Below are 22169 nucleotides of genomic sequence, written 5' to 3'. Positions count from 1 at the left end.
CCTTTCGACAAACTGTATTATACGCGACAGTTTCCGATTTGAAAAATACTGAAAAAAACAGGTTGCCCATAGTTTCAAGTTATGGACAGCCTGTTCTTTGTTTACTCCAGATATTTTTTTAAACATTCCAGGTACGCAACGCCAATGCTGCTGCGTCTTCCTTTTTTATGTGTGATGTAGCCGATCCGCATTTCGCTCTCATCGGCGAGCGGAACGGCGATAATGTCCTTTCCATTCAGGTTTTCGTCGATCACGCCGCTGCACACGGTATATCCGTTCAGGCCGATCAGAAGGTTGAACAGCGTGGCACGGTCGCGCACGCGGATGTTTTTCTTCCGCTCCGATGCCGAAAAGATTTCCTCAGAAAAGTAGAACGAATTGTGCTCACCCTGCTCAAACGAGAGGTACGGATATTCTTCGAGTTCTTCGTTGGTGATCACCGTCTGCTGTGCCAGCGGATGATTTCTGCTGATGAAAACGTGCGGCCTTGCGACAAACAGAAGATGAAATTCCAGTTCCTGCGCTTTTAAAAGCTTCGTCAGCACCTTTTCGTTAAAATCGTTTAAAAACAGAATCCCAATCTCGCTGCGCATCCGCGCCACATCCTCGATGATCTCGTACGTCTGTGTCTCCCGGAGGCTGAAATCGTACTCCTTCTGTCCATATTTCTGGATCAGATCTACAAACGCATTGACAGCAAAGGAGTAATGCTGCGTCGACACGCAAAACTGTTTCTTTCCGCCGTCTTTTCCCTTGTACTTATCCTCCAGGATCGCCGCCTGCTCAAGCACCTGACGCGCGTAGCCAAGAAAATCATCTCCCTCCTTCGAGAGGGTAATTCCCTTGTTTGTCCGGTTGAAAATCACAAGGTTCATCTCTTTTTCAAGTTCATGAATCGCATTTGTAAGGCTCGGCTGGGAAATGTACAGCCGGTTTGCCGCCTCTGTGATGGTTCCCATCTCCGCTACGGTTACCACATATCGTAACTGCTGCAGTGTCAAGCAGTTACTTCCATTCCGGGAGAATCGACGTTCCGATCGTGCCCTCCGGCATTTTTACGCCGAAGTTCTTTGCAACGGATGCGCCGATCACGGCGAAGGTGTCCTTCGTCTCCTGAAGGCCGCTCTCCTTCATAGACGGTGAGTACGCAAGGAGCGGCACCTGTTCTCTGGTGTGGTCCGTTCCGGTATAAGTCGGGTCGTTGCCGTGGTCTGCCGTGATCAGGAGCAGATCGTCGTCTTTTAACTGCTCCAGCAGCTTTCCAAGGTTCACATCGAATTTTTCAATCTCTTTTCCGTAGCCTTCCGGGTTTCTTCTGTGGCCCCAGAGTGCATCGAAATCGACGAGGTTAACAAAGCACAGTCCGGTAAAATCTTTTCCTGCCGTCTCAATCGTCTGCTCCATGCCGTGGACGCTGCTCTTGGATTTCAGACTCTCCGTGATGCCCTCGCCGCAGAAAATATCGTTGATTTTTCCGATGCTGATGACATCATATCCTGCCTCCTGCATCGCGTTGAGCACGGTTTTTCCCGTCGGTTTGACAGCGTAGTCGTGACGGTTTGCGGTGCGGACGAACTCTCCTTTTTTCTTTCCGACGTACGGTCTTGCAATGACACGGCCGACTTTCCACTCGTCTTTCATGGTCAGCTCACGGGCAATCTCGCAGTAATGATACAGCGTCTCCAGTCCCATCGTCTCCTCGTTGCCGCAGATCTGCAGTACGGAATCCGCCGAGGTATAGACAATCAGTTCTCCGTTTTCGATCTCGCGCTCTGCCAGCTCATCGAGGATCTCCGTTCCGCTCGCCGCCTTATTGCCGATGATCTTTCTGCCGGTTCGTTTTTCCAGCTCGTCGATCAGTTCTTTCGGAAATCCGTGGTCGGTGAACGTAACGAACGGCTTTGTCGTGTAAATTCCCATCATCTCCCAGTGGCCGGTCATGGTGTCTTTTCCGTTGCTCGCCTCGTTCAGTCTTCTGGCGTAACCCTTTGCCTCATCCTCTGTCACACCGCAGAGATTTCCCATGCCGAGGCGGCGCAGGTTCGGGATTTCAAGGCCTCCCTGACTCTCCCAGATGTGGCCGAAGGTATTGACACCGACATCCCCAAACTTCTCCGAATCCGCCATCGCCCCGATTCCGAGAGAATCCAGGACGATCAGAAAAATACGGTTATATTTTCTCATACTCTTTACTCCTTTCTTTTTAACTCAGCTCAAACATTCCATGATAGAGCTGATAATATTTTCCTTTCTGTGCCAGAAGTGCGTCGTGGTCGCCGCGCTCTACGATATTTCCCTGCTCCAGCACCATGATCGCATTGGCGTTTCGCACGGTGCTTAAGCGGTGGGCGATGACAAATACGGTTCTGCCCTCCATGAGCTGGTCCATTCCTTTTTCGATCAGCGCCTCGGTTCTGGTGTCAACGGAGGATGTTGCCTCGTCAAGAATCAGCACCGGCGGATCGGCAACGGCGGCACGGGCAATCGCGAGAAGCTGGCGCTGGCCCTGGGAGAGGTTGGCTCCGTCGGAGGTCAGCATCGTGTCGTAGCCGTTCGGCAGACGGCGGATGAAGGAATCCGCATTCGCAATTTTGGCCGCACGTTCAATTTCTTCCTGCGTGGCATCGAGTTTTCCAAAACGGATATTTTCTGCTACGGTTCCCGTGAACAGATGGGTATCCTGCAGAACGATACCAAGGGAGTGGCGCAAAGCGTCTTTTTCGATATCTTTTACGTCAATGCCGTCGTAGACAACCGCACCGCCCTGGACGTCGTAGAAACGGTTGATCAGATTCGTGATCGTCGTTTTTCCGGCTCCTGTGGAACCGACAAAAGCAATTTTCTGGCCTGGTTTGGCATACAGGCTGATGTTCTTTAAGATCAGACGGTCTGCCGTGTAGCCGAAATCCACGTTTTCAAAACGCACATCGCCCTTTAATTCCGTCATCGTTCCGTCCGGGCGCTTCCATGCCCAGCGGCCTGTTGTCTCTTCGCAGACGGCAAGTGCGCCGTTCTCTTCTTTTACGTTGACCAGTTCCACTTTTCCCTCATCGATTTCCGGCTCCAGGCTCATCACGTCGAAGACACGCTCCGCACCGGCGAGCGCTGAGAGAAGGAAGTTGCTCTGCTGGGTGAACTGGTTGATCGGAAGCGCCGCCTGGCGGACAAAGACAAGGTAGCTTGCCAGGCTTCCGATATCGGCTTTTCCGTGCAGGGCGAGAAGGCCGCCGAGCACTGCCACAATCGCATAATTGACATACGAAATGCTGACAACGACAGGAACCATCGTCGCCGCATACCCCTGCGCGCCGGTTCCCGCTTTCCGGAGCTCCTCATTCTTTTTGCAGAATTCCGTAAAGCTCTCTTCTTCGTGGTGGAACACCTTGACGACTTTCTGTCCGGTGATCAGCTCCTCAATATAGCCATTCAGTTCTCCGAGGCTGTTCTGCTGCTTCGTATAATAACCCTTGCTGCGCTTTCCGCTGAACTTGATATACCAGAACATGATACCGTAGCACACCGTTACAATCAGCGAGAGCCGCCAGTTCAGGACATACAGCAAGGTCAGTGTTCCCACAATCTGGATGAAGCTCTGGATAACCATCGCAAAACTGTTGTTCAGGGCATCTGCCATCGTGTCGATATCGTTCGTGAAAAGACTCATGATATCGCCGTGGCGTCTGCTGTCGAAAAACTGCAGCGGCAGTGTCTGGACGTGTTCGAACAGATCGCGGCGGATATCAAAGACAACCTGCTGTGCTGCTTTTACCATGGTCTGCGTGTAGCCGTATGCTGCGAGTGCGCCGCACCCGAAAATGAGTGCCGTAATCAGCACGCCGCGCAGCAGTGTATGCACATCTCCGTCTGCCAGTCCGTTGACGACCGGGCGGATCATATACGTTCCCAGGAGATTAGCTCCCGCGCTGATGGTAACGAGTACCGCTACAACCGCCAGCATTTTTTTGTGCCGTCCCAGATAAGACAGAAATACGCGCAACGTATGTTTTAAGTTCTTTGGTTTCTTTCCGCTATAAGCTCTCGCTGCCATTTTCGTCTCCTCCCTTCATCTGCGATGCGTAAATTTCCTGATAAATCGGGTCATCCGCCAGCAGTTCAGCGTGCGTGCCGATCCGGTGTACTTTTCCGTCATCAAGAATGATGATCTGATCCGTATTCATGACGGATGTTACTCTCTGCGCAATGATAATTTTTGTGACATCCTTCCGCGCCGCCAGTGCCTCGCGGATCTTTTTCTCCGTTGCCGTGTCGACCGCACTTGTCGAATCATCGAAGATCAGGATTTTTGCCTTTCCGATCAGCGCACGCGCGATGCAGAGACGCTGCTTCTGGCCTCCGGAGAGGTTGCTTGCGCCCTGCTCGAGCACGGTGTCGAGGCCGTCCGGCATGCGGTTCAAAAATTCATCCGCACACGCCGCGCGGCATGCTTCCCAGATCTCCTCATCGGATGCATCCGCATTGCCCCATTTCAGGTTTTCACGCACGGTTCCGGAGAACAGCACGTTTTTCTGCAGAATGATATTGACTGCATCGCGGAGAGCGGCAAGATCGTACGCGCGCACATCCTTTCCGCCGACGCGGACGGTGCCCCGGCTGGTGTCATACAGACGCGGAATGAGCTGCACCAGCGTCGTTTTCGAAGAACCTGTTCCTCCGAGGATTCCTACCGTCTGACCGGCTTTGATCTTCAGCGTAACATCGGAGAGTGCGTACTCTTTTGCTTCTTCTTTGTATTTAAACGATACGTTGTCAAACTCCACGCTGCCCTCTGTCACTTCTGTTACACCATTTTCCGGCGAGGTGAGCACAATTTTCTCATCGAGCACCTCGACAATCCGGTGTGCGCTCGCCATGGAACGGGTCAGGAGCAGGAAGACGTTTGCAATCATCATCATCGAGTTCATGACCTGCATAACGTAGCTTAGAAATCCGGTCAGGTTTCCGACGGCAAGCTGTTTTTTCAGAATCATATTTCCGCCGAACCACAGAATCAGCACGATCGCGGTATACATGACGCCCTGAAATGCCGGCAGATTCAGCACGGCGTAGTGGAACGTCTGCTCGCTCGCTGCGGTCAGGTCGGTGTTGACCTCGTTGAATTTGTCTTCCTCGTACTCATCCCGCACGAAAGCTTTGACGGCACGGATCGCGGTCAGTCCCTCCTGGACAACGTTGTTCAGGCGGTCCACCATGGACTGCAGTTTTGTGTACATCGGGGCAACTCTCCGCACAATCAGGGAGAGAATAAATCCAAGAAGCGGGGTACATACAAGGAATACAAATGCCAGCCGCGGATTCATATAGAATGAAAGTCCGATTCCCATAATCAGAAGCGACGGTCCGCGCGTGATCGGGCGGAAGCCGGCGCTTACCATATTCTGGATAACGGTAACATCCGTCGTCATACGGGTGATCAGGGATGATACCGCAAAGTGGTCGAGGTTGGAAAATGCATACCGCTGCATTTTCTCATACTCCGCCTTCCGGATCTCGGCTCCCCAGCCGTACGTTGCGCGCGCCGCAAAGTGCGCGTATAAAATTCCGGTCACAAGCGCAAAAAGCGCACAGATTCCCATCTGAATTCCCTTGCGATAAATATAAGAGAGATCGCCGTTCGCAATACCAATGTCGATCAGATTGGAAATCAGGATCGGAATAAAAAGTTCAAAACACGTTTCTACCAATACCAGCACCGCTCCGAAAATCATGTCCCGTTTGTAAGGGCCTGCATACGAGAGCAGACGCTTCATATCATTCATCTTCTGTCATATCCTCCTTCAGCTGTTTTTCGGAGTTCATTTTACCATACCCCGACGCAGTTTTCAACGCGCCGGGGTATCCTGTTTGCTGTTCTTTTTTTATAATATTACAGTTCACTGGTTCCCAGCGAACTGTAACACTCGCATCCCGCATTTAAAGTTTTGCTTCGCAAAAGGAGGGCTGCTCACGCCTGAATCACTTTCTTACGCAGCGAAACACCAAGTGTTTCACTGCTGTGTGAACAGTAACTTTACAGTTTCACTGTCCGCGTCGCCAATTTTTTCTGAAACCGCACATCGTGGTCAACGACCAGCATCGTCGGGCTGGCGCTCAGGAGAAGCTGTTCAATCTGCATGCGTGAGAACACGTCGATGTAGTTGAGCGGCTCATCCCAGATATAAAGGTGCGCCGGCGTGATAAAACTTGCGGCGATCAGTACCTTCTTTTTCTGCCCCTCAGAAAAGCTTTCCATCGGTTTTTCAAACTGTGTTCTCTCGAAATCAAGCTTTCGAAGCAGTGTCAGAAGGAGGCTGTAGTCCAGCTTTTCCGTTCTGCAGTATTCGGAAAGTGTGCCGGATAAAAATCCGGTGTCCTGGCTGATATACGAAATAGTAAGGCCAGCTCCCACAGTCAAAAGGCCGCTTCGGGTTTCTATTTCCCTGTGATCTTGCATTCTGTTTCCCGTCTCCTCCGCCAGGTTTCGGATCAGATGCAGAAGCGTTGATTTTCCGCATCCATTCTTTCCGTGCAGAAACACGCGCTCGCCGCGGAGCAGTTCAAAGTTCAGATTCCGGATCACATTGCCGCCACCCGGATAACCGGCACACAAATTTCTGGCAAAGATAAGACGTTCTTTCGGATAGATGAGCGGCTGCACATGAAGTTTTTCTGTCTGCTCAATGTCCTGCAGCAAGCCCTCTTTTTCTTCGATCTCCCGTTCCATCCGCTTTTCATACTGTGCGATGCGGCTCTGCATTTTCTTCGTCTTGGCACCGATAAAGGCTCTTGTGCTTATGCAGCGGTCATGTTCTTTGATCGGGTCAAAACCGATTTTCGTGTTTTCATTTTTCTCCGCCCAACGGCTGCTTCGGTCTGCCGCGTGCCGCAGAGATGCGATCTCCTGCAGATGTTTTTCGTTCTCCGCCAGCGCAAACTGATCTTTCCGCCGTTTATTTTCCCACCACGAAGTGAAATTGCCGCTCTGTACTTCGATCGAGCCGCGGTTTAAAACAAGAACATGGTCAATGCACGCGTCCAGAAGATCGCGGTCATGTGAGACCAGAATAAAGCCTTTCTTTTTCTTTAAGTATTCCCGCACACACGCTCTGGCATCCTGGTCGAGGTGGTTCGTCGGCTCATCGATCAGAAGAAAATCATTTTCTCCAGAAAACAGAACAGCGAGCAACACTTTTGTCTGTTCTCCAAAGCTTAAAGTTCCAAACGGGCGGTACAGCAATGCGGCATCTGCCTGCAGATCTTCCATTTCGATCAGCACCCGCCACAGTTCGCACGATGGCTTCAGCTCATCAAAAAATTCTGCCGCTGTCTGCTTCTTCTGTGTTTCCGTCACATGATATGGGAAATAGTCAAACACCGTCGATGTGGAAATCTTTCCTTGATACGGGTATTTTCCCATCAGAAGATTTAAAAATGTCGTCTTTCCCTTTCCATTCCGCCCAATAAAACCGAGTTTCCAGTTGGTATCAACGGAGAAAGATATCTCTTCAAAAACCGGCTCAAAACTGCCCTCATATTCAAATGTAAGATTCGTTACCTGGATTTCTGCCATAAAAAATTCCCCCTTTGCATTGATGTTCCTGTTCTGTCGATGCAAAAAGAGGATGTTCTGTCCGCGCAGCGCGATAAGTAAAAAGACACTGTTCTCTTTTTTTCGCCCAGGCACCCTAAAAAGCCCCCTTTTACCGGGATTCTTTTTGAAATGCAGGCATCAAAAAAGAGAGGGGCCGATGAGAACATAACCCACTTTTGGCGACAGAAAATATAACAGCACAGATCTGCAGACGCAATCTGCTGTTTTCAGAACATCGTTTTTCTTTCAAATGTCTGTTTTCATGTCTTCAAAAGTTAGTTATTTCTCATCCTTTCACCTCTCTCTGTCAATTCTGTTCTTACCCTATCATACTTCTTGTTTTTCCGCAAGCCTTTTTTTACAGATTACGCGCGGATAACTGTCAAAGCGGATATTTGCAATCCACTTCGCTACTTGCCTGATTCGGTTAAACGTTTTCCGCTTGCCCTGTTTGAATTTCATTTTGATAACCAGAAGCACGCCCAGCACAATGCGTTTCCATATACTTTTTTTCTTTTTCATCTTCTCTCTTCTCATGCCATCTCCTTCGTGACTGCAAAAACAAGGCCCCGACGCCCTGTATCACTACAGACCGCCGGGGCCTTGTTACGTTTGAACACAAATCATGCTACTGCATGAATATCCTGATTCGGACAAATTCTGCTTAAATTAAGCGTTCTTCTGAGCGATAGCTGCCTGAGCTGCTGCCAGACGAGCGATCGGTACACGGAACGGTGAGCAGGAAACATAGTCCAGACCCAGTTTGTTGCAGAACTCTACGGAGCTCGGATCTCCACCGTGCTCACCGCAGATACCTACGTGCAGAGAAGAGTTAACCGGTCTTCCAAGATCGATAGCCATCTTCATCAGCTTGCCAACGCCGTCCTGATCGAGTTTTGCGAATGGATCGTTCTCGAAGATCTTAGCGTCATAGTAAGCGTTCAGGAATTTACCAGCATCGTCACGGGAGAATCCGTAAGTCATCTGAGTAAGGTCGTTGGTTCCGAAGCAGAAGAAGTCTGCCTCTTTTGCGATCTCATCTGCAGTCAGAGCTGCTCTCGGGATCTCGATCATGGTACCAACTTCGTATTCAAGGTCGCTGCCTGCAGCTGCGATTTCAGCGTCAGCGGTCTCTACTACGAATTTCTTAACGTATTTCAGCTCTTTGATATCGCCAACAAGTGGGATCATGATTTCCGGTTTTACATTCCAATCCGGATGAGCTTTCTTCACGTTGATGGCTGCGCGGATTACTGCGCTTGTCTGCATCTTAGCGATTTCCGGATAAGTTACAGCAAGACGGCATCCACGATGACCCATCATCGGGTTGAACTCATGCAGACCAGCGATGATTGCTTTGATCTGCTCAACAGATTTGCCCTGTGCGTCAGCCAGTTTCTTGATGTCCTCTTCCTCAGTCGGAACGAACTCATGAAGCGGCGGATCCAGGAAACGGATGGTAACCGGGTTGCCTTCCAGAGCTTCATACAGCTTCTCGAAGTCTCCCTGCTGCTCCGGAAGGATCTTAGCAAGTGCTGCTTCTCTCTCTTCTACGGTTTCAGCGCAGATCATCTCACGGAATGCATCGATTCTGTTGCCTTCGAAGAACATATGCTCTGTACGGCAAAGACCAATACCTTCTGCGCCAAGCTCACGAGCTTTTTTAGCGTCTGCCGGAGTATCAGCGTTTGTACGAACTTTCATGGTTCTGTATTTATCTGCCCAGCCCATGATTCTTCCGAACTCACCAGCGATGGTAGCGTCTACGGTCGGGATCAGTCCGTCATAGATGCATCCTGTAGAACCATCCAGAGAGATGCAGTCTCCCTCGTGGTACTCTTTTCCAGCCAGTGTAAATTTCTTGTTTGCCTCGTCCATTACGATATCACCGCAGCCGGATACGCAGCAGGTTCCCATACCACGGGCAACTACAGCTGCGTGAGAGGTCATACCACCACGAACAGTCAGGATACCCTGTGCAGATTTCATACCTGTGATATCTTCTGGGGATGTCTCAAGACGAACCAGAACAACTTTTTCTCCTCTTTCAGCCCACTCAACAGCATCATCTGCTGTGAAGACGATTTTACCGCAAGCAGCTCCCGGAGATGCTCCCAGTGCTTTTGCCATTGGAGTAGCCTCTTTCAGTGCTTTTGCATCGAACTGCGGATGAAGCAGAGAGTCAAGATTACGAGGATCGATCATTGCAACTGCCTCTTCCTCTGTTCTCATTCCCTCATCTACAAGGTCGCAAGCGATTTTCAGAGCAGCTTTTGCTGTTCTCTTACCATTACGTGTCTGCAGCATGTACAGTTTACCGTGCTCTACAGTGAACTCCATGTCCTGCATATCTCTGTAGTGTGTTTCCAGAGTTTTGCAAACTTCTTTGAACTGTTTGAAAGCTTCCGGGAATTTCTCTTCCATCTCAGAAATGTGCATAGGTGTACGAACACCGGCAACTACGTCCTCGCCCTGTGCGTTGGTAAGGAACTCACCGAACAGTCCGTTCTCTCCTGTAGCAGGATCACGGGTGAAGGCAACACCTGTACCACAGTCATCTCCCATGTTTCCGAATGCCATCATCTGTACGTTAACAGCGGTACCCCAGGAATACGGGATGTCGTTGTCACGACGATAAACGTTTGCTCTCGGGTTGTCCCAGGAACGGAATACGGCTTTTACAGCCTCCATCAGCTGTACCTTAGGATCGGTCGGGAAATCCTCACCGATTTTAGCTTTGTACTCAGCTTTGAACTGCTCAGCCAGTTTTTTGAGGTCATCTGCGTCAAGATCTACGTCCTGTTTTACGCCTTTCTCCTCTTTCATCTTGTCGATCAGCTCTTCGAAGTATTTTTTACCAACTTCCATAACTACGTCAGAGAACATCTGAATGAATCTTCTGTAGCAGTCCCAAGCCCAACGTGGGTTGCCGGAAGCCTGTGACAGAGTTTCAACAACCTCTTCGTTCAGACCAAGGTTCAGGATGGTATCCATCATACCTGGCATGGAAGCTCTTGCTCCGGAACGTACAGAAACGAGCAGCGGATTCTTAGCGTCTCCGAATTTCTTTCCTGTGATTCCTTCCATTTTATCGATTGCTTCCATGATCTGACCCATGATCTCGTCGTTGATCTGTCTGCCATCCTCATAGTACTGTGTACAAGCCTCGGTTGTTACCGTGAATCCCTGTGGTACAGGAAGTCCCAGGTTTGTCATCTCAGCCAGGTTTGCGCCTTTTCCACCGAGAAGGTTACGCATGTCTGCATTACCTTCAGTGAACATGTAAACCCATTTTGCCATTGTTACTTTTCCTCCTACTTGTAATTTTGATAGGTTATAGTAAAGTATTTCCAGATTGCCCTGGATGATACGTTCACCCTATACTGATTGCACCGAAAAGAAAGATATTCTCGGGCGCACACATTTATTTTACCATAAGAATATCTTTAGTCAATAAAAATATGGCAAATTTTCGGTATTTTTTTTAATTTACAGTTCACTCGTGTGTTCTGGCGGGCAAATTTCATGCTTGCATGAAAATTTGTTTGCAAGAACACACGAAGGGAGCGCCGAGAAATGAGCAAAAGGAGCTGCGCAGCAGCGGAAAGCGCTGAAAGCGCAGTTTTGCGAATGGCGCGGGTGAACTGTATCGTCTGTGCCCCTGTTATGTTTTATTATATCAGCTTTTGGTTACTTTTTACAGGGTTTTTTGTAATTTTCGCGTAAAAAAAGAAGTATCGCACAATTTTTTCATTTTACGATACTTCTTCTTCTATTTTTCCCGGTAAATTTTCGGAATTGTTCGATTTTATGCTTTCAAAATTACGGTTTTGATTACGAAATACAGCAGCACAATCACACCGAGTACGATACGGTACCAGCCGAAGGCTTTGAAATCGTGCTTCTTGATGTACTGCATCAGGAATTTGATGGCAAAAATCGATACCGCAAATGCCACCAGCATGCCGACGATCATGATCGCCACCTCAACACCGGTAAAGGCAAAGCCGTGTTTTACCAGTTTTAAAAGGCTCGCGCCGAACATAACCGGAACGGCAAGGAAAAACGTGTACTCCGATGCCAGCTCTCTCGAGCATCCCAGCAGGATACCGCCGATGATGGTTGCTCCCGAACGGGAAGTTCCCGGTACGATGGAAAGGAGCTGGAAAACACCGATATACAGCGCATTTTTCCAGGTAATCTCTTTGATTTTTGTTGCAGACAGTGTTCTCGTCTTGTTGTAATTCTCAATGATGATGAAGAGGACACCATAGATGATCAGCATCAGTGCTACGATCACGTAATTCATCAGATGGGCCTCGATCCAGTCGTTGAATGCCAGTCCGATCACGGCTGCCGGCAGACACGATACGACGATCTTGAACCACATGATAATTTTGTCCAGATAACAGTAATTGTCTACAAAGTTCTGAATACCTGCAAAGACCTTGTTGTCGCTTGGATTGGCAAAATAGCTCTTGCTTTTCGCTTTGCTTTTGCCATGAAACGGCCAGAGATCCCAGAAATAGATGACGACAACCGCAAGGATTGCACCGAGCTGGATGACAACTTCAAAAACATTCTTGAAATCATCTGTCACATTCAGCTTAATAAACTCATCTACCAGAATCATGTGGCCGGTGCTGCTGATCGGAAGCCACTCGGTAATGCCCTCTACGATACCCAGCAGGATAACCTTTAACCACTCAATGATGTTCATACGATATGTACCTTTCTCTTTTTGAATTGGATGCCCTTTTCTGGCATTCTATTAAAAATCTATCATACTTATGCTAAAAACACAAGCGCGTCACGTTTTCTTTTTTGTAAAATCCATTCAAACCCACATTCGGCCAAAAAAGCTCTCTGCCGCTTTGTTTCTGCAGCAGAGAGCTTTTCTTTGCTTTATGCTTCTATCATGCTTATCTCTTGTCGATCGTTGCGATATCGATCAGGGTCAGCTTCTTCACATCTGTATTTTCCAGACTGGTTACGAGTGCGGTTGCGGTATCCAGAGAGGTCAGTACGTTGACACCTGTCTCGATCGCGTTCCGGCGGATGACGAATCCGTCTTTGGAGTGCTCAACACCCTGGGACGGAGTATCGATGACGAGGTCGATCTTGTGGCCGAGGATCAGGTCCATCAGGTTCGGGGACGGCTGCTCGATCTTGTTGGTGCGGATCGCATTGACGCCGTTCTCGTTCAGGGCTTTCGCGGTATTTCTCGTCGCATAGATCTTGTAGCCGAGAGCCTGGAATCTCTGTGCGATCGGAACGATATCCTCTTTATCCTCATCCTTTACGGTGATGATCATGTTTTTATATTTCGGCAGGTTGATTCCGGCGCCGAGGAATGCTTTGTAAAGAGCCTCGTTGAAGGTCTTTGCAATACCAAGGCACTCACCGGTGGATTTCATCTCCGGTCCAAGGGCGATATCTGCGCCGCGGATCTTCTCGAAGGAGAATACCGGCATCTTGATGGCAATGTAATCTGCCTCTCTCTGCAGTCCCGGCTCGTAGCCAAGCTCGCGGATCGTGTGGCCGAGGATGACTTTCGTTGCCAGCGGCACGATCGGGATTCCGGTTACCTTGCTGATGTACGGCACGGTACGAGAAGAACGCGGGTTGACCTCGATGACGTAAACATCCTCACCGCATACGATGAACTGGATGTTGATCATACCGATGACATGCAGGGATCTTGCCAGACGTTTCGTATACTCTACGATGGTGTCTTTTGCATGCTGGCTGATGCTCTGTGCCGGATAAACGGAGATACTGTCTCCGGAGTGAACGCCGGCGCGCTCGATGTGCTCCATGATACCAGGAATCAGGATATCGGTGCCGTCGCAGACTGCATCAACCTCGATCTCCTTGCCCTGCAGATATTTATCAACCAGGATCGGATGCTCCTGTGCGATCCGGTTGATGATGCCGATAAATTCATCGACGTCCTCATCGCTGATGGCGATCTGCATACCCTGTCCTCCAAGGACGTAGGACGGGCGGACGAGTACCGGATAGCCGAGCTCGTTGGCTGCTTTTTTCGCCTCTTCTGCGGTGAATACGGTGTGTCCCTTCGGACGCGGGATTTCACACTGCTCCAGGATCTCATCGAACAGCTCACGGTCCTCTGCGGCATCTACGTTCTCTGCAGATGTTCCAAGGATCGGCACACCCATTTTCAGGAGTGCTTCGGTCAGCTTGATCGCGGTCTGGCCGCCGAACTGTACAACGGCTCCGTCCGGATGCTCGATGTTGACGATATTTTCTACATCTTCCGGTGTCAGCGGCTCGAAATACAGTTTATCTGCGATATCGAAGTCGGTGCTGACGGTCTCCGGGTTGTTGTTGATGATGATGGTCTCATAGCCCTCTTTCTTGAATGCCCAGGTACAATGTACGGAGCAGAAGTCAAACTCGATACCCTGTCCGATACGGATCGGGCCGGAACCAAGAACGAGGACTTTCTTTCTGTCGTTTGTCTCGACAGCTTCGTTTTCGCCGCCGTATACGGAATAGTAATACGGTGTGGTTGCTGCGAACTCAGCGGCACAGGTATCTACCATCTTGTAAGCTGCGGTGATATCATACTGTTTTCTTAACGCTTTTACTTCTTCTTCGGTCTTTCCTGCCAGTTTTGCCACCAGGTAATCCGGGAACTCAAGGCGTTTTGCTTCGCGCAGCAGATCCTCATCCAGCTCTTTGGTCTGTAATGCCTGCTCCATCTCAACGAGGATAGCCAGCTTATCGATGAACCATACATCGATTTTGGTGATCTCGTGGATCTCGTCGTAGGAGATGCCCTGACGGATCGCCTCTGCGATTCTCCAGATTCTCATATCGTCTACGATGTGAAGCTCTTCGATCAGCTCGTCTTTGGACAGGTGGCTGAAGTCATAGGACATCAGGGAATCTACGTGCTGTTCCAGGGAACGGATGGCTTTCATCAGCGCGCCCTCGAAGTTGTTGCAGATACTCATAACCTCACCGGTTGCCTTCATCTGTGTGGTCAGGGTACGTTTTGCACTGATAAACTTATCGAACGGCAGACGCGGGATTTTTACAACACAGTAATCCAGCATCGGCTCGAAGCTTGCGTAGGTTTTTCCGGTAATGGCGTTCGGGATCTCATCCAGAGTGTAGCCAAGTGCGATCTTTGCAGCAACCTTTGCAATCGGATAACCGGTCGCTTTGGAAGCCAGTGCGGAAGAACGGCTGACACGCGGATTTACCTCGATAACACAGTACTCGAAGCTGTCCGGATTCAACGCATACTGTACGTTGCATCCGCCGGTGATGCCGAGCTCGGTGATGATGTTGAGTGCGGAAGTACGCAGCATCTGATACTCTTTATCTCCCAGGGTCTGGGACGGTGCTACGACAATACTGTCTCCGGTGTGAACGCCGACCGGGTCGATGTTCTCCATGTTGCAGACGGTGATGCAGTTTCCTACGCTGTCCCGCATTACCTCGTACTCGATCTCTTTCCATCCGGCGATACATCTTTCAACGAGTACTTCGCCGACACGGGAAAGACGGAGTCCGTTCGAGAGGATCTCGATCAGCTCTTCTTCGTTGTAAGCGATACCGCCGCCGCTTCCGCCGAGGGTGTAAGCCGGACGCAGTACAACCGGATAACCGATCTTGTTGGTGAAATCGATACCAGCCTGTACATCATGGACAACCAGGGATGCCGCTACCGGCTCGCCGATTTTTTCCATGGTATCTTTGAATTCCTGACGGTCCTCTGCTTTTTTGATGGTCTGTGCTGTGGTACCGATCAGGCGTACGTTGTTTTCTTTTAAGAAGCCTTTTTCTTCGAGTTCCATCGCAAGGTTCAGTCCTGCCTGGCCTCCCAGAGTCGGAAGAACGCTGTCCGGTTTTTCCTTCTGGATGAGCTGCTCTACCACTTCTACGGTCAGCGGCTCGATGTAAACGCGGTCTGCGATGTCTTTATCGGTCATGATGGTTGCCGGGTTGGAGTTCAGAAGAACAACTTCCATTCCCTCTTCTTTCAGGGAACGGCACGCCTGTGTTCCTGCGTAGTCGAACTCTGCTGCCTGTCCGATGACGATCGGACCGGAACCGATAACCAGAACTTTTTTAATATTCGGATTCTTTGGCATTATTTGTTACCTCCCATCATCTCAAGGAATCGATCAAACAGGTATCCGGAATCCTGCGGGCCAGGGCATGCCTCCGGATGGAACTGTACGGTAAAGATGTTTTTGCCGACGTATTTGAGTCCCTCGTTGGTGCCGTCGTTGACGTTCACAAAGGCCGGAACTGCCACATTCGGATCCAGGGTATCGGTATCTACGACGTAGCCATGGTTCTGGGAAGAAATGTAAACTCTTCCAGTTGCCAGGTCCTTGACCGGGTGGTTTCCGCCGCGGTGGCCGTATTTCATCTTGTGGGTATCTGCGCCGGTAGCCAGTGCCATCAGCTGATGTCCAAGACAGATTGCAAAGATCGGTACATTGGAATCGTACAGTTTTTTAATCTCTTTGATAATGGATACGCACTCTTTCGGATCTCCAGGGCCGTTGGACAGCATGATTCCGTCCGGATTTGCGGCGAGGATCTCTTCTGCTGTAGTAAGCGCCGGATAAATGGTCACTTCGCATCCGCGCTCATTTAAGGAACGTGCGATGTTGTTCTTTGCGCCAAGATCCAGAAGTGCAACTTTAAAGCCTTCTCCTTTTAAAACTGATTTTTCAGAGCAGGTTACCTTTTCTACAACTTTTCCGGTATTATACGCTTTTAATTTTGGAATAATTTCATCGAGGTGATAATTTTCGTTGGTCGTGATCATACCGTTCATGGTACCTTTTTCACGAAGAATTTTGGTGAGAGCACGAGTATCGATTCCGGCGATTCCGGGAATATCGAACTTTTTCAGGAAATTCTGAATGGTGTCCTGGCAACGGAAGTTGCTGGGGAGACGGGATAATTCTCTTACAATATAGCCATCCGGCCAGGGTCTTAAGGACTCCTGATCATCATAACAAATTCCATAGTTTCCAATAAGAGGATACGTCATACATACTGCCTGTCCCGCATAGGATGGGTCAGTCAGCACTTCGAGATATCCAGTCATGGATGTATTAAATACGATTTCACTGATCACTTCTTTTTGTGAACCAATGCTGGTTCCGGTAAAGACATGCCCGTCTTCTAAGATTAGAAAAGCTTTCATCATTCCACCGTTTTCCTTTCTTTTTCGTTCGGTTTTGAGTTTGTATGAAATATGCATCTCATACTTTAATCTTTCAGATTCTATCACAACCAGGGAAACATTTCAACTATTTTTGTCGAATTACGGAAATTTCTTTTCTGGAATACTTTTGAAGTGTGTATTGGGCATAAAATGTCCTGTCGGAATTATTTTCTTTTCTGGAAAAATAAAAATACCCTGACGGAAAGTTTTCACACTTCCCATCAGGGCAATCCGAATTGGTCCACCGGACCAATTCTTGATACGCAAAGCAAAAAAATAATGCAGGAGATGGGACTTGAACCCACACGATCTTGCGACCACAGGCACCTGAAGCCTGCGCGTCTGCCAATTCCGCCACTCCTGCATTTCTTAGTTGTCTTAGCGGTTGTCCGCTTGACAAGATAGATAATAACAGCTTTCTAAAGAAAAGTCAACACCTTTTTTGAAAAAATTTTAATTTTTTTGATTTTATGAAAAATATGGATAATAGCGATAATTTTAAACAATTTTACACTGTCTGAGATTCGTCTGTTTTTCTTTCCCCGTCTGCACATCTTCTCCGCACAGAAATAAAAAGACCCTGCCGGGAAGTTTCTGCATCATTCCAGGCAGGGTAATCCGAATTGGTCCACCGGACCAATTCTTGATACGCAAAGCGAAAAATAATGCAGGAGATGGGACTTGAACCCACACGATCTTGCGACCACAGGCACCTGAAGCCTGCGCGTCTGCCAATTCCGCCACTCCTGCATTTCTTGTCTTGCAGCTCTCATGTGCCGCTCAACAAAACATATATTACCAGATGATTCCGAATCTGTCAACAGCTTTTTTCAAATTTTTTCAAAAAATTTCAAATTTTCTTTTTTGCCCCGAAAAGCCCGCCATCCGCAGGGCTTTTCGTGAGATCCTGCATCACCTGGACTCCCGGCAGGAAATTGCCGTCAGCAGCGCAAGTCCGAAGAAAATACAGAAATCAGAAACATTGAACACAAGTCTGCGGAACTTCTCCGGTCCAAACCGGAAGCTGACATAGTCGGTCACGTAACCTCTCTTATGCCGGTCATACCAGTTCGACATGCCGCCGCCAATCGTAAGCGCAAGCCCAAGCTTCTTCGCCTTACACTTACGTCTGCCCGCCAGCGCTCCGAGACGCGCCCACAGTCCGGACAGCAAAAAGAAGGTGAGAATTTCCACCTTCTTCGTGCTGTCCGCGAAGCCGCCGCCCGCTACGCCGCGGTTATGACATTTCCGCAGGACAATATGTCCTTTGCAGACCGGGATCTGCTCATTTTCCTTTAACTCCTCTTCTGCCTTCTTTTTCAGGCATCCGTCTGCAAGGAAAACCGCTCCCGGCAGCAGGGTCCAGATCATTCCTCTTCCGGTACCTCTGCTTCTTTTTCAGGCTCTTCTTCCGGCGCTGCTGCTTCGGTTTCTTCTGCTTTTTCTTCCGGTTCTACGTGTACAAACTCGGCATCCTCCGGCTCATCTTCCTTCTCCGGCATAGCAGCACCGCAGCGCATGCAGAAAGCTGCATCTTTCGGAACACTTGCGCCGCAGGCCGGGCATACGATGCGGCCTCTCTTGTTTGCCACATCTTCCTTGCAGTCTGCAATCTCTTTTTCCAGATCGGTGATATCTTTGCAGAAGCCGGCAAGATTCTCGTCGAATGCTTCGCCGTTCAAATAGCGGTTGTAGATGATCTGTCCGATATCCTGGTAATTCTTCTCAATCTGATCCTCGAGCGCATGCTGACGGGTGCGGATCTTCTGAATTTCTACGAATTCATCTGTTTTCTTTCCCACAGTATCCACTGTTTTTTTCAGTGTTTTACTTAAATTTCCAAAAAAATCCTCTGCCATAGTTAAAACCCTCTCTTTCTTATCTCTTATTTCAAGAAAACGCCAGTTTCACGTCTGCTCCGCTGTGTTTTCCAGTTACCTTATTTCTGCTCTAACTTTGGAACTTCCTGGCCGCGCAGGAGAATCGTCGGCCCGCCGGTCTTTTCAATATAGTCTTTTGTGATGATAACCTCTCCGATGCTGCTGTCCTTTGGAATCTCATACATGATATCCAGCATGAAATCCTCGATGATCGAACGGAGTGCTCTCGCACCGGTATCTTTTTCCAGCGCTTTTCTTGCAATAGAGCGAAGTGCATCATCATCAAATTCCAGTTTCACCTCGTCGAGTTCGAGCAGTCTCTTATACTGCTTCAGGATCGCATTTTTCGGTTCTTTTAAGATCTCGACCAGCATATCCTCATTGAGACTCTCCAGCGTAAATACGATCGGCAGACGGCCAAGGAACTCCGGCACCATACCGAAAGTCCGAAGGTCTTCTAAGGTCACCTGTGACAGCAGGTTCTTATCCCCATCATACTTGTCCTTCAGATCCGCCTGGAAGCCAATGGAAGCTGTCTTGTTCAGACGCTCCTTGATGATGTCCGTCAGATCCGGGAAGGCACCGCCGCAGATAAAGAGAATGTTTCTGGTATTGACGGTCTCGAGCGGAACCATCGCATTTTTGCTGTTGGCTCCCACCGGAACTTCGATGTCGCTGCCCTCGAGGAGCTTCAGCATTCCCTGCTGTACGGCTTCTCCGCTGACGTCTCTCTGGTTTGTATTTTTCTTTTTCGCAATCTTGTCGATCTCGTCGATGAAGATAATACCGTGCTCCGCGCGCTCCACATCGTTGTCTGCGGCCGCTAAAAGCTTAGATACCACGCTTTCAATATCATCGCCGATATAACCCGCTTCGGTAAGGGATGTGGCGTCCGTGATGGCAAGCGGCACATCTAAGAGGCGTGCCAGTGTCTGCACCAGATACGTTTTTCCGGAACCGGTCGGTCCGATCATCAGCATGTTGGATTTTTCGATCTCGATATTTCCGTCCTGCGGTGCAAAGACACGTTTGTAATGGTTGTAAACGGCAACCGACATGACTTTCTTTGCACGTTCCTGGCCGATGACGTATTCGTCAAGCATCGCCTTGATCCGGTGCGGCGGCGGAATGTCCTTGATGGAAAATTCTTTTGTTTTCTTCTTTTCTTCTTTTTTCTTTACCCGCTGCCGGTTCGGGATCTGGTTGGAAAGCCCGGAGAGATCGAACATGCCGATATTCGGCATGTTGTTCATATTATTCATCATCTCATTGATCTGCCCCGGGTTCTGGTTCATGGTATCAAAGCTCTTCTGCATGCAGTCCGGGCAGATATTGATGTTTCCCGGAAGGGTAATCATCTTTCCGGCTTTGCTCTCCGGTCTGCGGCACATGAAGCAGACTTTTTCATAAGTATCTTCTGTATGATGGTCAGAGCTTTTTGTTTCCGCCTTCGTTTCGTCCGCGGTACCGTCCACTCTGTCTTTCTCTTCTGACATGATTTTTCAAATTCCTTTCTGTAATAGATCGCTTGGTCTAGCTTGATTATAGCCCAAAAGCCATAGGGTCACAAGTAAAAACTTTCTTAAAAATTACCAACTTTTTTAAGAATTTTACGAATTCAAAAAATTATATCAAAAAATGCAGAAAAAGGCGGACAGCCAGGCGTTCATATTCCTGTGCTGTCCGTCTTTTTTCTCTTAGGAAATAGTTATTTCGAGTTTTTATCTGTTGCCAAACGGATTCTGAATACCCTGGTCATTCTGATCGGAGCTTCCGGTTCCATCGTTTGTGGTTCCGTTGCTGCTTCCGCTCGTCTGCGGCATATCTGCTGCAGAGCCAAGGGTCAGCGTCAGTGTTACTTCTTTGTACTCACCGTTATCCGCGCGCTGTACGGTGACATCTACAGTCTCGCCTGCCGCATAATAGGTCAGTGTCTCTTTTAAGCCTTTGGCGTTCGAGATGCTTCTTCCATCAAACGTGGTGATAACATCGCCTTTCTTGAAGCCCGCATCGGCTGCCGGGCTGCCGTCCACAACGCTCATGATGCAGACACCGGTCGGAATACCGTAGTTCTGGGAAACATCTGCGCTGACATCTGCCATGTTGATTCCGATATAAGCAGCCTCATCATCGCTGACTTTGTATCTTGTTGTCAGGTTCATCAGGTTCTGCAGAATCGGCTCCGCTTTCGAAATCGGGATCGCAAAGCCCATGCCCTCGACCTGTGTGGAGCTGTATTTTGCTTCGTTAATGCCGATCAGCTCACCGTTCATGTTCAGAAGGGCGCCGCCGCTGTTTCCAGGGTTGATGGCTGCATCGGTCTGGATCAGTCCCTCAGAAGTAATCGTCTCGCCGGTACTCTCATCCTGACTGGAGATCGTACGGTCTTTTGCACTGATATATCCGCTCGTCAGGGACTGGCCGGTTCCCAGTGCATTTCCGATTGCCACAACCTGATCACCGACCTCAAGGTCATCGGAATTTCCCATCACGGCAATTTTGATCTGGCTCTTTGTCTCGTCCTTGATGTCGGAAAGTTTTACTGCAACAACAGCAAGGTCATTGTCCGCATCGGTACCTTTGATCTGGCCTTCTACCGTCTCATCGTCGATAAAGCTGACGGAAAGAGACGTTGCACCGCTGACAACGTGGTTGTTTGTCGCAATCAGGAGCTCATCGTCGTTCTGTCCGACAATAACTCCGGTTCCGCTTGCAGGAACTTCCTGGCTTGTGGTTCCGAAGAATGTCTCAACTTCTTCCACCGTTGTCGTAGAAATTGCTACCAGAGACGGCATCGCACTCGATGCAACATCTTTCACGGACATCTCGCCGGTTGCTTTTACGGTATCGGAGGTATCACTGCTGTCTGCTGCCGTTGTTGTGGTGGTCGTCGGAATTGTAACTTCCTGCTTCTGCTCTGTTGCTGTACCGATCACTTTCGTACCGACTGCTGCAGTCCCAATGAAAACACCGCCTGCCACGAGTCCGAAGCACGCTGCCATGGCAAGTGTCATGCCCCATTTTTTTGCGGCTGACATTGGTTTTTTCGCTTTCTTTTTGTGATCCTGCGGCTGCGGAACGGCAGAAAACTGTGGTTTTTCCTGCTTCGGAGCACTCTGTGTCTGTGACTGGTACTGATAATGTTCTGTCTTTGCAGAAGATGTCTGCTCTGCCTTTGCCTCCGACGGGTCCGGTTTTCCGGTGTAGGAAGCGCTGTTATTCTCCTCGCCGGTCTTTCCGCTGATTTTCGGATTCACCCAGCTGTAGGTTGTCGTTTTCTTTTCTTCCGCCTTCGGCGCTTCTGCGGTTTCCTGCGGTTTTTCCGTCTCTGCCGCACTCTGCTCTGCTGTCGTTTCTGCTTTTACTTCTTCTGTATGCTCTGCAGCTTTGGTTTCCTCTGCTGCCTCACCATTTATTTCTTCTTTTTTGAATTCTTCACTCATGGCTGATCCCTCTTTCTCTTTTCTATCTCAGGCAC

Annotated in this window: 14 protein-coding genes and 2 tRNA genes; all 16 read right to left on the bottom strand. The window is 49.2% G+C overall.

From position 1 onward, the window contains the following. Nucleotides 1-101 precede the first annotated feature (101 nt). Entirely contained in the window at nucleotides 102-1001 is a 900-nt protein-coding gene (locus tag DW915_RS05090; protein WP_117814494.1) for a LysR family transcriptional regulator, read from the bottom strand. Nucleotides 1002-1005: 4 nt separating this feature from the next. Further along, nucleotides 1006-2184, bottom strand: coding sequence for a phosphopentomutase (locus tag DW915_RS05085; RefSeq protein ID WP_118741711.1), 1179 nt, complete (start codon nucleotides 2182-2184; stop codon nucleotides 1006-1008). A gap of 19 nt (nucleotides 2185-2203) precedes the next feature. Next, nucleotides 2204-4048, bottom strand: a complete 1845-nt coding sequence (locus DW915_RS05080) for an ABC transporter ATP-binding protein (RefSeq protein ID WP_118741710.1) — start codon at nucleotides 4046-4048, stop codon at nucleotides 2204-2206. Further along, nucleotides 4029-5768 carry an ABC transporter ATP-binding protein gene (locus tag DW915_RS05075; protein ID WP_334294917.1) on the bottom strand — a complete coding sequence of 580 codons (1740 nt, stop codon included), beginning with the start codon at nucleotides 5766-5768 and terminating at the stop codon, nucleotides 4029-4031. The genes DW915_RS05080 and DW915_RS05075 overlap by 20 nt, the downstream gene beginning before the upstream one ends. Before the next feature lie 260 nt (nucleotides 5769-6028). Next, nucleotides 6029-7567 carry a ribosomal protection-like ABC-F family protein gene (gene abc-f / locus DW915_RS05070; RefSeq protein WP_055265474.1) on the bottom strand — a complete coding sequence of 513 codons (1539 nt, stop codon included), beginning with the start codon at nucleotides 7565-7567 and terminating at the stop codon, nucleotides 6029-6031. A 348-nt stretch (nucleotides 7568-7915) separates the two neighbouring features. Then, nucleotides 7916-8110, bottom strand: coding sequence for a hypothetical protein (locus DW915_RS05065; RefSeq protein ID WP_147398417.1), 195 nt, complete (start codon nucleotides 8108-8110; stop codon nucleotides 7916-7918). 147 nt (nucleotides 8111-8257) lie between these two features. Next, nucleotides 8258-10888 carry a pyruvate, phosphate dikinase gene (gene ppdK / locus DW915_RS05060; RefSeq protein ID WP_118741708.1) on the bottom strand — a complete coding sequence of 877 codons (2631 nt, stop codon included), beginning with the start codon at nucleotides 10886-10888 and terminating at the stop codon, nucleotides 8258-8260. Between the two features lie 508 nt (nucleotides 10889-11396). Then, entirely contained in the window at nucleotides 11397-12308 is a 912-nt protein-coding gene (locus DW915_RS05055) for an undecaprenyl-diphosphate phosphatase (RefSeq protein WP_118741707.1), read from the bottom strand. Nucleotides 12309-12510: 202 nt separating this feature from the next. Beyond that, nucleotides 12511-15717 (bottom strand): carbamoyl-phosphate synthase large subunit, encoded by a 3207-nt coding sequence (carB, locus tag DW915_RS05050; protein ID WP_118741706.1) that lies wholly within the window; start codon nucleotides 15715-15717, stop codon nucleotides 12511-12513. Continuing rightward, a complete protein-coding gene (locus tag DW915_RS05045) occupies nucleotides 15717-16790 on the bottom strand; it encodes a carbamoyl phosphate synthase small subunit (RefSeq protein ID WP_055219571.1) in 1074 nt (357 codons plus the stop codon). Before DW915_RS05045 ends, carB begins: the two co-directional genes overlap by 1 nt. Nucleotides 16791-17091: 301 nt before the next feature. Beyond that, nucleotides 17092-17175, bottom strand: a tRNA-Leu gene (locus DW915_RS05040). A gap of 302 nt (nucleotides 17176-17477) precedes the next feature. Then, nucleotides 17478-17561 (bottom strand) — tRNA-Leu (locus DW915_RS05035). A 162-nt stretch (nucleotides 17562-17723) separates the two neighbouring features. Then, nucleotides 17724-18182: a signal peptidase II gene (locus DW915_RS05030; RefSeq protein WP_022462960.1), complete on the bottom strand. Its 459-nt coding sequence runs from the start codon at nucleotides 18180-18182 to the stop codon at nucleotides 17724-17726. Further along, entirely contained in the window at nucleotides 18179-18670 is a 492-nt protein-coding gene (locus DW915_RS05025; protein WP_117509222.1) for a zinc-ribbon domain-containing protein, read from the bottom strand. The genes DW915_RS05030 and DW915_RS05025 overlap by 4 nt, the downstream gene beginning before the upstream one ends. 80 nt (nucleotides 18671-18750) lie before the next feature. Continuing rightward, the gene (gene clpX, locus DW915_RS05020) at nucleotides 18751-20187 is read right to left on the bottom strand and encodes an ATP-dependent Clp protease ATP-binding subunit ClpX (protein ID WP_055219393.1); all 1437 of its coding nucleotides are present in this window, start codon (nucleotides 20185-20187) and stop codon (nucleotides 18751-18753) included. Between the two features lie 225 nt (nucleotides 20188-20412). Continuing rightward, a complete protein-coding gene (locus DW915_RS05015; RefSeq protein WP_118697347.1) occupies nucleotides 20413-22134 on the bottom strand; it encodes a trypsin-like peptidase domain-containing protein in 1722 nt (573 codons plus the stop codon). Nucleotides 22135-22169 lie beyond the last annotated feature (35 nt).

Origin of the sequence: Blautia sp. AM42-2, assembly GCF_003480245.1 — a bacterium.
Classification (GTDB): Bacteria; Bacillota; Clostridia; order Lachnospirales; family Lachnospiraceae; genus Fusicatenibacter; species Fusicatenibacter saccharivorans.
The sequence above is the reverse complement of the archived record's forward strand: the minus strand, read 5'-3'. Positions and strand labels throughout refer to the sequence as shown.